The sequence below is a fragment of the Frankia sp. CgKIO3 genome, from assembly GCF_977946435.1.
On record NZ_CDWTMO010000120.1, the window covers coordinates 1 to 13453 of the forward strand.

At 72.6% G+C, this 13453-nt stretch carries 6 protein-coding genes; 2 read left to right on the forward strand and 4 right to left on the reverse strand.

Annotation, left to right across the window (positions count from 1 at the left end):
* Positions 1–90: 90 nt before the first annotated feature.
* Positions 91–336 (reverse strand): hypothetical protein, encoded by a 246-nt coding sequence (locus AC08OJ_RS13935; RefSeq protein WP_462186625.1) that lies wholly within the window; start codon positions 334–336, stop codon positions 91–93.
* A gap of 190 nt (positions 337–526) precedes the next feature.
* Between AC08OJ_RS13935 and AC08OJ_RS13940 the strand changes: the two genes are divergently transcribed.
* Complete coding sequence (locus AC08OJ_RS13940) at positions 527–1507, forward strand: zinc-binding dehydrogenase (RefSeq protein WP_476595935.1); 981 nt, start codon at positions 527–529, stop codon at positions 1505–1507.
* Positions 1508–1698: 191 nt separating this feature from the next.
* On the opposite strand, the gene AC08OJ_RS13945 is transcribed toward AC08OJ_RS13940, so the two are convergent.
* Positions 1699–5478: a multifunctional oxoglutarate decarboxylase/oxoglutarate dehydrogenase thiamine pyrophosphate-binding subunit/dihydrolipoyllysine-residue succinyltransferase subunit gene (locus AC08OJ_RS13945; RefSeq protein WP_476595936.1), complete on the reverse strand. Its 3780-nt coding sequence runs from the start codon at positions 5476–5478 to the stop codon at positions 1699–1701.
* Between the two features lie 424 nt (positions 5479–5902).
* The gene (locus AC08OJ_RS13950; protein WP_476593296.1) at positions 5903–6937 is read right to left on the reverse strand and encodes a thiamine-phosphate kinase; all 1035 of its coding nucleotides are present in this window, start codon (positions 6935–6937) and stop codon (positions 5903–5905) included.
* 368 nt (positions 6938–7305) lie between these two features.
* Between AC08OJ_RS13950 and AC08OJ_RS13955 the strand changes: the two genes are divergently transcribed.
* On the forward strand, positions 7306–8622 hold the full coding sequence (locus AC08OJ_RS13955) for an acetamidase/formamidase family protein (protein WP_476595937.1): 1317 nt from the start codon (positions 7306–7308) through the stop codon (positions 8620–8622).
* Here the strand turns inward: AC08OJ_RS13955 and AC08OJ_RS13960 are convergent.
* A partial coding sequence (locus tag AC08OJ_RS13960; RefSeq protein ID WP_476595938.1) for an AAA domain-containing protein occupies positions 8559–13453 on the reverse strand: 4895 nt, incomplete at its 5' end. The genes AC08OJ_RS13955 and AC08OJ_RS13960 overlap by 64 nt on opposite strands.

Below are 13453 nucleotides of genomic sequence, written 5' to 3' on the forward strand. Positions count from 1 at the left end.
TGCGGAAAACAAGCCTAGACGGTCGTGGCCCCGCGTCCCGCTGCGGGTCCCTGAGCCGCGTTCCCGGGCCGTTTGCGAGACCGCGTGCTCTCAGACCCGGCCGCATCCTGGGCAGGGCCGGTTCTCCGCCGCCTCCGCGAGCGGGCGCAGGGTCCCACATCCCTTGTAAGAGCAGCACACGAAGTCGGCGGGAGCCACCGTGATGACCGGTATGCCGTCCACGATGACCGTCGCAGGTGCCTCCGGGATGGGCGCGGGGTGTCGGCGGCGCCAGCCCAGCCGCCGGCTCGACCCGTTTCTGCGTGGCGAGTCGGGCATGTCCTCGTGGGTCACCACGGCCCGTTTACCATTGGACGTCCACCCTTGTTGTTCCCACGGTGTCGAGTTCAGCACACCGGCGTGGCAGGCGCGGTTGCCGGCCCGGATGGTCCCCTTCGTCCGTGGCGTCGCCTGTCGGTTGTCCTGAGCGGATCCGCGCCGGTCGGCCTCGCTCGCGTCTGCACGCCGGTAGCCGTAGGTTCGAAGGGTGCTAGCCGCCGCCGCCGTGTCCCTCCACCCCGATTCTCCGCTCGACGGCCTGGCCATCGGGGAGCAGCCCGAACCCGCGCCGCTCGACGGGTGGGTCACCGTCACGGTGCGGGCCGCCTCGCTCAACCATCACGACCTGTTCAGCCTGCGTGGAGTGGGCCTGCCGGCGGATCGGCTCCCGATGATCCTCGGCTGTGACGCCGCCGGGGTGACCCCCGACGGGCAGGAGGTCATCGTCCACAGCGTGATCGGTGATCCGGCAGCGGGCGGGGGGGACGAGACGCTGGACCCGAAGCGGACCCTGTTGTCCGAGCTGTACCCGGGAACCCTTGCCGAGCGGGTCGCCGTGCCGCGGCGCAACCTGATCCCGAAGCCCGCCGGGTTGTCGTGGGAGGAGGCCGCCTGCCTGCCGACCGCCTGGCTCACTGCCTACCGGATGGTCGTCTCCCGGGCGGGGCTGCCCGCCGGGGGCGGCGGCACCGTGCTCATCCAGGGAGCCGGTGGGGGGGTGGCCACCGCGGCGCTGTTGATCGGCAAGGCCGCCGGGCACACCGTCTTCGTGACCTCGCGGGACGAGACCAAGCGGAAGCGGGCGGCCGCCCTCGGCGCCGACGAGGTTCTCGAACCTGGTGCCCGGCTGCCGCGCCGGGTCGACGCGGTCATCGAGACCGTCGGCGCCGCCACCTGGGGTCACTCGGTGAAGGCATTGCGCCCCGGCGGGCGCATCGTGGTCTCGGGCGCCACCAGTGGTCCGAACCCGCCGGCGGACCTCACCCGGATCTTCTTCCTCCAGCTGTCGGTGATCGGTTCCACCATGGGGAGCCGGGACGAGCTGGTCGACCTCGTCGCGTTCGCGGAACGGACCAGGGTGCGGCCGCTGATCCACGAGGTGCGCCCGCTGGCCGATGCCCGGGCCGCCTTCGAGCAGCTGCTCGGCGGTGAGTTCTTCGGCAAGCTGATACTCCGCCCCCCCGCCTAGCCTCTTTGGTGCGATGCGGGGACTCCTGGCTCGGGGCTGGGCGGGCCAGCCAGGTGGCGAGCCGGACCGGCCGCCGCACGCCGGTGGCGCTGCCGGGCACGGCGGCCCGGGAATACCACTGGCGGGGCGGGAACACCACTGGCGGGGCGGGACCCGGTCCTCGGATCGGGCACGCCCCGCCAGCCGCGCGCTCAGTTCTCGAACGCCGCCTCGACCAGGGCCTGCTGCTCGCGCTCGTGCACCTTCGACGACCCCGAGGCCGGGGCCGCGGCGGCGCGCCGGGAGATGCGACGCAGCCGGATGCCGCCGGGCAGGAATTCGGTCAGGTTGAGGGCCATGTGCGGGTAGGCGCCCTGGTTCGCTGGCTCCTCCTGGAGCCAGACGATGTCCGTCACGTTCGGGTAACGCTCCAGGACCTGCGCGAGCTCCGGTCCGGGCGTTGGGTAGAGCTGTTCGACGCGCAGCAGGGCGAACCGCTCGGCGTCATCGTGCTTCCCCCGGGCGGCGGCGAGATCGTAGTAGACCTTGCCGCCCGTGAGCAGTACCCGGCGCACGGCCGACGGGTCCGTCACGGACCCGTCGTCAATCACCGGCTGCCAGCCGCTGCCGGTCAGCTCCGCCACGGTGGACGTCGCGGCCTTCAGCCGCAGCATCGACTTGGGGGTGAAGACCACCAGCGGGCGCCGGACCGGCGAGAGGGCCTGCCGGCGCAGCAGGTGGAAGTAGCTGGCGGGGGACGAGGGTGCGGAGACCGTCATGTTGTTGTCCGCGCACAGCGACAGGAAGCGCTCGATGCGGGCGGAGGAATGGTCGGGACCCTGACCCTCGTAGCCGTGCGGCAGCAGCAGGGTGACTGCCGACCGCTGGCCCCACTTGGCCTCACCGGCGGTGATGAACTCGTCAATGATCGACTGGGCACCGTTGGCGAAGTCGCCGAACTGCGCCTCCCAGAGCACCAGCATGTCCGGCCGGGCGACCGCGTAGCCGTACTCGAAGCCCATCGCCGCGAACTCGCTCAACAGCGAGTCGTAGACGTAGAAGGTGCCGACACCGTCGTTCACGATGGTGCCGTCGAGGCCGTAGCGCAGGGTCCGCAGCGGGGTGTGGTCCGCGGCGCTGTGCCGGTCGACCAGCACGGCGTGCCGCTGGCCGAAGGTGCCCCGCCGGCTGTCCTGACCGGTCAGCCGCACCGAGCGGCCGTCGAGTAGGAGCGTTCCGAAGGCCAAGGTCTCCGCCAGCGCCCAGTCGATCGAGCCGGCCTCCACCATCTGGGCCCGCCGCTCGACCTGGGGACGCAGCCGTGGATGGACGGTGAAGCCCTCCGGCAGGTTGACCTGGGTCTCGATGACCTTCTTCACGGCCTCGTCGGACACGGCGGTGCTCACCGCGGCCGCCGCGGCGGCCTCCTCCGGGGTGGTGATGATGCGTGGCTGCGGCGACGAGCCCACCGGGGTGGTGTCCCGGGTCTGCGCGAAGGCCTTCTCGAGCTCCGCGCGGTAGCTCTTCATCGCTTGCTCGGCCTCCTCGCGGGTGATGTCCCCGCGGCCGATCAGCGCCTCGGTGTAGAGCTTGCGCACCGAACGCTTGCTGGCGATGGTGTCGTACATCAACGGCTGGGTGAACGAGGGCTCGTCCATCTCGTTGTGCCCGCGCCGCCGGTAGCAGACCAGGTCGATGACGACGTCCTTGTGGAACGCCTGGCGGTACTCGAACGCCAGCGCCGCGACCCGGACACACGCCTCCGGGTCGTCCCCGTTCACGTGGAAGATCGGTGCCTGGACCATCCGGGCGACGTCGGTGGCGTACACCGACGACCGGCCGGAGTCCGGCGAGGTGGTGAATCCGACCTGGTTGTTGATGACCAGGTGCACGGTGCCGCCGGTGCGGTATCCGCGCAGCTGGGACAGGTTGAGGGTCTCGGCGACGACCCCCTGACCGGCGAACGCGGCATCGCCGTGGACGAGTACCGGCAGGACGGTGAAACCCGCCGAGCCCTTGTCCAGGATGTCCTGCTTGGCGCGGACGACGCCCTCGGTGACCGGGTCGACCGCCTCGAGGTGCGACGGGTTCGCGACCACCGAGACCGGTACCGTGCGGCCGTCCTGGCCGGTGTAGACGCCCTCGGCGCCGAGGTGGTACTTGACGTCGCCGGAGCCGTGCGCGGTCTGCGGGTCGAGGTAGCCCTCGAACTCGGCGAAGATCTGCCGGTAGGACTTGCCGACGATGTTGGCGAGCACGTTCAGCCGGCCGCGATGGGCCATGCCGATGACGACCTCGTCCATCCCCGCGCCGGCGGCGCGCGAGAGAACTTCGTCGAGGGCGGGGATCGTCGACTCGGCGCCCTCGAGGGAGAACCGGCGCTGGCCGACGTACTTGGTCTGCAAGAAGGATTCGAACGCCTCCGCGGCCCCGAGCCGCTCCAGCACGTGCAGCTGCTCGGCCGGGTCCGGCCGCTCCGCGGCCCGCTCGACCCGGGCCTGGATCCAGGCGCGCTCGTCCGGCTCCTGGATGTGCATGTACTCGATGCCGATCCGACGGCAGTACGAGTCGCGCAGGACCCCCAGGACGTCGCGCAGGGACATCGTCCGGTGCCCGGCGAAGCCGCCGACGGCGAACTCGCGGTCGAGGTCCCACAGGGTCAGCCCGTGGCTGATGATGTCGAGATCGGGATGGCTGCGGATGGCGAACTCGAGCGGGTTCGTGTCCGCCATGAGGTGGCCGCGCACCCGGTAGGCGTGGATCAGTTCCAGCACCCGGGCGTTGTGGTCGAGGTCGCCCTCGTGCACGACCGGCATGTCGGTGACCCAGCGCACGGGCTCGTAGGGCACCCGCAGCGACTGGAAGATCTCGTCGTAGAAGCCGTCCTCGCCGAGGAGCAGCTGGTGCATCCGGCGCAGGTACTCACCCGACTGGGCGCCCTGGATGATGCGGTGGTCGTAGGTGCTGGTCAGTGTGATGATCTTGGAGATCGCAAGCTTCGCCAGGGTGTTCGCCGACGCGCCGGAGAACTCGGCCGGGTACTCCATCGCCCCGACGCCGATGATCGTGCCCTGGCCCTCCATCAGGCGGGGCACCGAGTGCACGGTGCCGATGCCGCCGGGGTTGGTCAGGCTGATGGTGACGCCGGTGAAGTCGTCGGTGGTCAGCTTGTTCGCCCGGGCCCGGCGCACGAGGTCCTCGTAGGCCTGCCAGAACTGGGTGAAGTCCAGCGTCTCGGCCTTCTTGACGGCGGCGACGACGAGCTGGCGGCCCTTCGGGGTCACCAGGTCGATGGCGAGGCCCAGGTTGACGTGCTCAGGCTGGACGATGGCCGGCTTGCCGCCCACCTCCGTGTAGGAGGCGTTCATGACGGGATGCGCGGCCAGCGCCTTGACCATCGCGTAGCCGATGATGTGCGTGAAGGACGCCTTGCCGCCGCTGGAGCGGGCCAGGTGCCGGTTGATCACGATGCGGTTGTCCGCGAGCAGCTTGGCCGGCACCGCCCGCACCGAGGTCGCCGTCGGGACGTGCAGCGAGGTCTCCATGTTGCTGACCACGCGGGCGGCGGCGCCGCGCAGCGGCGTGGCCGCCCCCGGAACCTGCCGGTCGGCGGGTGCCGCCTGCTTCGGGGGCCCGGCGGGCTGCGCCGACGCCGGGACCGGCGCGGTCGCGGCGGCCGGAACAGACGCGGCGGCCGGAACCGACGGGACGGGCGGAACCGACGGGACGGCCTCGCTCGGCTTCACCGGAACAGGCGTAGTGTGGGAGGCCTCACCATCCGGCGAGACCTCTCCGTTAGGGGCCGCCGTGGCGGCCTGCTCGGCTACGCCCGCGGAGGCGGGCGGCGTGCCGGGGTGGTAATCGGAGAGGAACTCGCGCCACTCCGGCGATACGCTCTGCGGATCTTCGAGAAACTGCTGGTAGATCTCGAAGACCAGCCATTCGTTGGGTCCGAAGTCAGGTCCTGACGCAGGTACCGTTGGTGCTGTCACGGGGCCATTCGCCTCTATCCACGGTCTCGCTTCTCGGCCTCCGAAAGGCCCTTCCGCCACCGTCTACCCATCCTACCCGCTCTGGGCATCCTGGTTCGACCTGTCCCCCGATCGGTTACGAGTAGATTGCTCGGCGTGTTCTCCGGGATACGCGGACCGGCGCCGGGAACGGCCGGCAGCTGCAGCCAATCAGGGCGAGAGCGAGATCGTTCGATCGTTCACCGCACGGTGGGGATACTCCCGGGCGGGCCGTCGGTTATGCTCGGTGACGCCGGCCCGCATCATGGCCCCCGGACCCAATAAATGTCGCTTCGAGCGACCTACGCCCGTGAGGCGACCTGGCGGGCCGGCATCTGCCTCTTGATGTTTCTGCTCCTTGGTGCCCTTTCTCCCTTGGTGTCGTTGTCCCTTGGTTTGCCCGGGGTCAGAGTGCGTCCGTCGCGGACTGTCCGTAGTGGTCCCACCCGCCGCTGCCTACGGGATGCTTCCCGTCCACTGTCACCCCCGCGCCGACCGGTCCCGCGCCGCTCAGGACCGAACCGATCATTACGCACCCGGCCGGCGGGGTCACTCCTGGGGGAAGGCAGGCGACCAGCGCGTGATCCTCGCCGCCGTCGAGTACCCAGCGCAACGGGTCCACATCAAGGGCGGCCCCGGCCGACCGCATCGCCTCGTCGATCAGGAAGGCTTCCGGCGCGAGATTGATGGACACCCCCGATGCCACGGCGATGTGGCCGAGATCCGCCACGAGACCGTCCGAGACGTCGCACATGGCGTGCGCGCCCGCGGCGGCGAGCACCGGCCCGAGCGCGTAGGGTGGCCGGGGCCGGCGATGCGCCGCGATCAGCTCCTTCCATCGCGGGTCGTCGACCCATCGGGAATCGCCGGCTGCCGAACCCGCCGTGAGTAGGGCCAGCCCCGCCTGGGCCCACCCGAGACGACCAGCGAGCACCACGGCGTCACCGGGCCGGGCGCCCGAGCGCAGGACCGGCGGCCGGCCCTGCAGGTCACCGAGCGCGGTCACCCCGAGCATGATCGAATCCGCGGAGCTGACGTCCCCGCCGGACACGGAGGCACCGGCATACGCGCATTCCTCGGCCATTCCGTCGGCCATCGCCAGGGCCCAGTCGACCGCGAGGTCGCCGGGTGCGGCGAATCCGAGGAACAGGCCGGTGGGCCTCGCCCCCATCGACGCCACGTCGGCGAGGTTCTGCGCGGCGGCCTTGTGCCCGACATCCACCGCGGACGACCAGTCCCGGCGGAAGTGGCGTCCTTCGAGCAGCAGGTCGGTGGTGACGACCACCCGACCGTCCGGGGCGGCCAGCACCGCCGCATCGTCCCCGGGGCCGACCAGCACGTCCCGTCCATGGGAGAAACGCGCCGTCACAGCCTCGATCACGCCGAACTCACCCAGATCGCGCAGCGTTGCGCCCGCCGGGGGTTTCCCGTGACTTCCCACTCGCCATATCCTCCAATACCCTACTGATCTGGATATCTCATCCTCGTCGGAGTCTCCCGACCCCGCCGACCCCCGGACCGACCGACCGACCGGCCGGACCCGGGACTCCCGGCCGGAGGCGGCACCGACGGGTGGACGCGGCCCTGACCGCACCGGGTACCCGGAAACAGCGGAATGACCGTGATCGCAACGTCCGCGTCACCTTCCCGACATATGTCACTGGAAATCTGACGCGCGTGCGAAGCCAGACCTGTCCGCGTGTATGTCGTCCGCGGCCTGCCGTGATCCGTGGGGCCGGTCAGCCGCGCGCCCAGGCGATTCGGCCCAGCGGAGGTCCGCTGACCAGGCATCGGTCCAGGTAGGGCCGGGTGGCGCTGCAGCCTGGCCGAGGAAGGATCGAGGGAAGGCACTACCTGCCCTCCACCCCCGAGACCATCAGATGGGGTGAGCTGCCGAACGCCCTGACCAAGCCGGTTCTCAGTGTCGACTCCGGCGCCACGGTCACCTTCGATACGGTCAGCCAGGAGGGGATCCTCTGCGACCAGGGGCGCGATCCCGACGCCTTCTTCGCCGGTTTCGGGGTCGCGCCGTCGGAGGTGCTGGCCGATGCCCGGGCGATCGCCGCTTCGGGTATCCCGCACCGGTTCGGGGTGGACGGCCCCCACATCGTCACCGGACCGGTGTTCGTCCGGGGCGCGGAACCGGGGAACGTGCTGCGGGTTGAGATGGTCTCGCTGCATCCCCGCGCACGGTATGGGATCGTCTCGACCCGCCATGGCGCGGGCCTGCTCGCCGGGGAGTTCCCCGCGGGGGGGCCACCGGACTCGGACGCCGACGCCCGCCATTGGCAACGCTTCCGCACCATTACCACCTTCTGCGCTGTGGAGCGCCGGCGGGGCCGTCTGTTCGGCGCCCTGACCAGTGTGAACGGCAGCAGGACCCGGTTTCCGTTGGCGCCGTTCCTGGGAATCATGGCGGTCGGCGTGGACACTACGATCGAGATCGTCCCCTCCACTTCGATCGGTCCGCACGGCGGCGCCCTGGACTGCCGGGAACTCGGCGCGGGCGCGCGGCTGTTCCTGCCGGTCCAGGTGAGCGGCGCGTTGTTCGCCGTCGGCGATCCGCATTACGCCCTCGGAGACGGGAAGATCGGTGCCACCGCCCTGGATGGCCCGCTGCGGGCGACGCTGCGGCTGACCGTGCTGCGTGACACGGCGGCCCGGTCGGTTCTCGGCGCGCTGCGGGAACCGTTCATCGAGACCGACACGGCCTGGGTCACCCTGGGGCTCGACGTTGACCTCGCCGAGTCCGTCCGCCGCGCGGCGCGGTCGGCGGTGGTCTTCCTACAGAGCCGGGTCGGGCTCGACCGGACCGAGGCGCTTGCCTACCTGTCCGCCGCAGCCGACTTCGGGGCGTGCCAGCTCGGCACCGGAACCCAGAGCGCGTTCTGCCGCATCCGCCGGGCGGATTTCACCGAACTGCCGACCGTGAAGCCGCGACTGCCGCGACCCGGACTCGTGCGGATCGCCGGCGTGGGCGACTCGGAGACCGAGGACCCGACGGATCCGGGACACGCCGCGGAGAAGACGCCGGAGCAGGCGTCGAGGCATCCCCACGACGATCACGGTCCCGACGTCCTGCCGGCGCCGTTCGAACCGGGCGGGGTGGCCGGGCCGCCGGCCTGACCGACCCGTTCGGCCCGCGGGGAGCGGTCGCCCCCACCGGCGCCCAGGGCCGCGCCCGCGCCTCGCCGGGGGGCAGGGGCCGGATCACGGGCCGGATCACGGGCCGGATCGTGCGGATCGGCGTCCGGCGGTGCGTCGTCGAGGCCCTCCAGATCGGACAGGGCGATGGGCCGCCACCGGTGCAGCGCCTCGTCGGCGCTCGCCCGGACGGTGGAGTGTTCGACGCGGGGGAGGCCGATGGCGGCATCGTCCCGCGGTCGTCGCGCCCCGGTGTTCACGGGCACGATGCCGGCCCTCGCCAGCCGCGGCCACAACGAGGCCAACGCGGCGTCGGTGTCGAGCTCGCACTCGGACTGGCGGACCCGCCAGAACCGCCAGCCCGCCCGGCGCAGCTCGCGCTCCCGGGCGAACTCGTGCGCGATCTCGTCCGGACCGGAGCCGACGTCCCCGTCGCACTCGACGGCGAGCCGGGCCCGACCGCCGGAGACGACCAGGTCGACCCGCCGACCGTTGACCTCCACCTGCGGGGTGACCAGGTAGCCGCGGCCGGCGATCTCCCGGAAGACCCGCTGTTCGAACAGGGATCCGAAGGCCGGATGCGGACGGTTGGCCGGCATCTCGGCGAGCGCCGGGGGCTCCTCGCCGCGGCCGGCGGTCGCCGGGTGCGTCGTGGACAGCACGTAGCTCAGATAGTTGTGCCGCAGATCGCGGGGGTCAAGATCGGTAACCGGTACGGAGTGGAACAGCCAGACCTGGTTGCGGGCCCGGGAGGCCGCGACGTTGAACCGCCGCTGGTACTCCAGTCGGGTCAGCGGGGTGATGCGCGAGTCGGGCGCCACCACCAAGGACAGGAAGACGACGTCGCGCTCGTCGCCCTGGAAGTCGGCGGGGACGCCCACCCGCAGCCGTCGACGCTGGTGCTCGGCGGCGGACATCCGGTCGGCCAGCTGGTCGCGGATCAGCGCCGCCTGCGCGGTGCCCTGCGGGACGACGACGCCGAAGGAGAGCCGGGCGTACCGGGGATCCTCGGCGCAGGAGAGCACCTGCGCGACCAGGGCATCGGCCTCGGCCGGATTGCGTGGACCGAGGCCCGCGTCTGTGGTGAAACCATGGGGAACGAACCGGGCGACCAGCGGCGGCAGCCGGTCGGCGCCGAACTGGCGCAGGGGAAGCAGCGGCGCGTCCCGGTAGAACATGGCCGACGACCACTCGATGATTTCCGGCATGCACCGGAAGTGCTCCCGCAGCCGGATCACCTCGCCGAAGCGGGTCCGCAACAGCGTGAACAGGCTCGACCGGGGGGTGAACCCGACGCGCAGCCACGCCGGCACCTCCGGCAGCAGGGCCGCCAGCCGGTCGAAGACCCGGTCGAGCTCGTCCGTGACCTCCACCGGCGGCGTGCACTGCCGGTCGTCGCCCACGACGATCACCCGTGGGGCGAGCCAGAGCAGGAACAGGCTGTCGAGCCCGGCCTGACTGCCTTCGTCGACGATCACGACGTCGAAGCTGTCGCGCACCGCCGGGATCGTCGACAGCACCTCCCGGATCGGCATGACCCAGGCCGGCACCGCCGTCTGGGCGATCTCCATCGCCTCCCGGGCGGCCTGGCGGAAACGTTCGGCGTGGCGGCCGCCGAAGGTGCCGCTGGCCGCCACCGCGTCGGCATAGGCGCGCAGCGCGGCCGATTGCTCGGCGCCCATCCGTTCGAGGCAGTGTTTCCACGCGCGGGCGCCGGCCAGCTCCGCGGTGGCCGCGGCGACCATGTCCTCCGCCGCGTCCAGCTCGGCGTCCAGATCGACGGGTGGTCCAGCCGGGCCGCCGGGAGCCGCGCCGGCGCCGGCGGCCTTGGCGGTCAGCCAGCTCGCGGCCACCGCCCAGGACCAGGCGGTCGTGAACGCCGCGAGCCTGGCCGGCCAGATCTCCGCTCCATTGGGCCGGGTCGCGCCGGCCGTCGAGACGAGAAGATCGGCGAGGTCGGGATGCGCCGCGCGCAGCCGGCCGAGCAGCTCGTCCCGGCGCAGCGCCACCTCCCGGGCAGCCATGGTGGTGGCGAGCGCGGCCCGGGTCCGCGTGTACGCGGCCACATTGCGGGCCGCCACCGCGCCGGCCAGCTCGGCGACCTCGGACAGCGCGCCCGCCGCGGTGGCAAGCTCGGCGTAGCCCTCCCGCAGTTCCCCCAGCGCCTGCTCGGCGTCGGCGGCGGCTGCCATCGGGCGCAGCGCGGCCATGACGGCCGCGAGATCCCGGACGCGCTCGGCGGAGTCCACCGCCGGTGCCCGGCCGGGCACGATGTCCTCCAGGATCGCCACGACCCGGTCCCGCGCCGTTACGACCGCCTGGATCTCGGTGACGGCCTCCTGCGCCTCAACCAGTCGGGACAGGCGTACCTCGAAGGGATCGGTGGGCCGCGGCGCGATCCCGACCAGGGCCCACCCGGAGGTCGCGGCCTCGACCGCGACCTCCGCCCGGAGCCGGACGAGCACGAGATCGAGCAGCTCCGGGGTGGTCGGCGCGACGCCGTCCACCAGCGTCCGGGTCAGCAGTGCGTCCGCCTCCTTCTGGATCTTCGGCCGGAACCTGCGCCGCAGTTCGCCCCCGGCGTCGAGGTGCTCGCGCAGCGCCTCCCCCCGGGCGAGCAGAGCGGCGGGGTCGAAGCCCGGATCCGCCGGGGAGCCGGCGTCGGCGGCCGAGGCGGAGCCGTCCGGGGACGCGGAGGTCGGAAGGGCGACCGCGTGCAGACCGAGTTCGGTCACGTGCCGTGTTGCTTCGTCGATCATCGGCGTGGCCGCGGCCACCTTCGCCCAGAGGACCCGGTCCCGGCCGGCGAGGGCGTCGTCGAGGGCCGCCGGAACCCAGCGCCGTCTGTGCGACCGCTGCCCGCGCCCGTCGAGCTCCTCGAGCGTGCGGGAGAGCCTGGCGACCGCCTGCTGTAGCGGATCGAGGGAGACCACCGCGGGATCGACGGCGGCGAGCGTGTCGAGGAGACCTCGGGTCGCGGGACGGACGGCCGCGCGGGCAAGGCGGACCGCCTCGTCGGCCGCGCGGGCGGCGGCCACCAGGTCCGCGAACCGCTCGGCGGGTAGGAACCGGCTCATCTCGACCACCGGGCTGGCGGACCGGTCCGGGCCGGCGTCCTGACCAGATCGCATCTGACCGGATCGCAGCAGGGCGTGGAGCTCCAGTGCCTCGGCGCCGGTCAACGGCGGGGGAACCGGCGCAGGCCCGACAGGCCCGGACCCCGTCGTCGTGGTGGCTGCGGTGGTCGCGGTGGTCGCGGTGGTCGCGGTGGTCGCGGTGGCCCGGGGCACGGGCCGCGGCAGCCACCGCGACGCGTCGGCCTCGGCCCGGACCCGCGCCGCGATGCTCGCCCGCGTCCCGCCCCAGCCTGGAGCCACCTCGCTGTCCGGATGCACCGTGTGCTCGGCCAACCGCAGGGCGCGGGCCCGGTCCGCCAGGACATCGCGGGCGCGGATCGCCTCCCGCCGACGCGCGGCGGCCCGCGCGATCCGCCGGTCGAGCGCCTCGGGGTGATAGGTGGCCTTCTCCGCGGCCAGGGCGCTCACGCTCGCGGCGAGCTCGGGGGAACCCACGCCGATGCCGCCGAGCTCGTCCGCTCCGTCTTCAGCCCCGGCCGGGGCGGGGTCGAAGACCGGGTCGGGCCGGCCGTCCAGGCCCGCCCCCGCGTTCTCGGCCTGGTCGACCGGAGCGCCGCGTGCCTCCTCGGTGTCGGTGAACGACACGCACAGCCGCTGCAGGTCCGGGGGCAGTTTCTCCCGCAGGACCCGCAGGGCTTGCGACTTCTGGCTGGTGACCAGAACCCGTTGCCCCTCCGCCAGCAGGGCGCAGACCAGGTTGGCGATCGTGTGCGTCTTGTCGGTGCCGGGCGGGCCCTCGACGACGACGCCGTTGTCGTGGCGAAGCCGTTCCAGCACCCGGGCCTGCTCGGGACTGGCCGGGAGCGGGAGCAGCGGGTCCGCACCGAGATCGGCGCCGCTCGTCGCCCCCTCCGCCTCGAGCCAGGCCAGCCGGTCGGCGGCGCCGAGGGTCTCCACCAGCTGGACGAGGCCGAGCGGCGGAGGTCCGTCACCCCGCAGGACGTCGAGCATCCGCTCGTAGTAGGTCAGCAGGGCGGCTTGGTCACGGGTGCGCAGGACGAGGGCCGGGGCGAAGGTCACCCGCGGGCGTGACGCGCTGTCGGGCGGCGGCGGCGCGGGCGGCGCGAGGTCGGGTTCGAAGCCGTCCGTCGGCACGTCGAGCGCCAGCGCCAGCCAGTCCCGCAGCAGCCGGATGTCGTCCGGGCCCAGGGGCGCCGACGGTCGTCCCCGCAGGCGCTCGTGCAGCGCGTTCGTCCGTTCCCGGCGGAAACCGGCGATGCCGTCGAGTAGCGGGCCGTCGGCGAGGCGCGTCGTGGCTCCCGCCGGGACCCGCACCCTGATGTCGGAGGTGACCGGGTCGATGTCGCAGGTCAGTCGGGTGGTCAGCAGGTGCTCGCGGACGGTGGGGCCGCCCGGTGGCTGCCAGGTCAGCAGGCCGGTCGCCAGCACGAGTTCCAGCGCGTCACCCTCCTGGGCGACCCGGGCCGCCACCGCGTGCAGCGTGTTGTGCAGATTGCGCCGCTCCGCGTCAACGCGCGCGCGTGTCGCCCAGAGCTGCCATCGCGGCAACCAGGCCTGGTAGGCCGCCGCGGCGGCGGTCTGCTCGGCGGCGGTCTGCGCGGTGGCGGCGCCGTTCCATACCGGCGGCTGGTCGGGATCGGCGCCGGCCGCGTCGGGCAGCACGATCTGGCCGGCGAGGATCGCGGGCGGTGGCGGCGGTGGGGGCAGGACGGTGG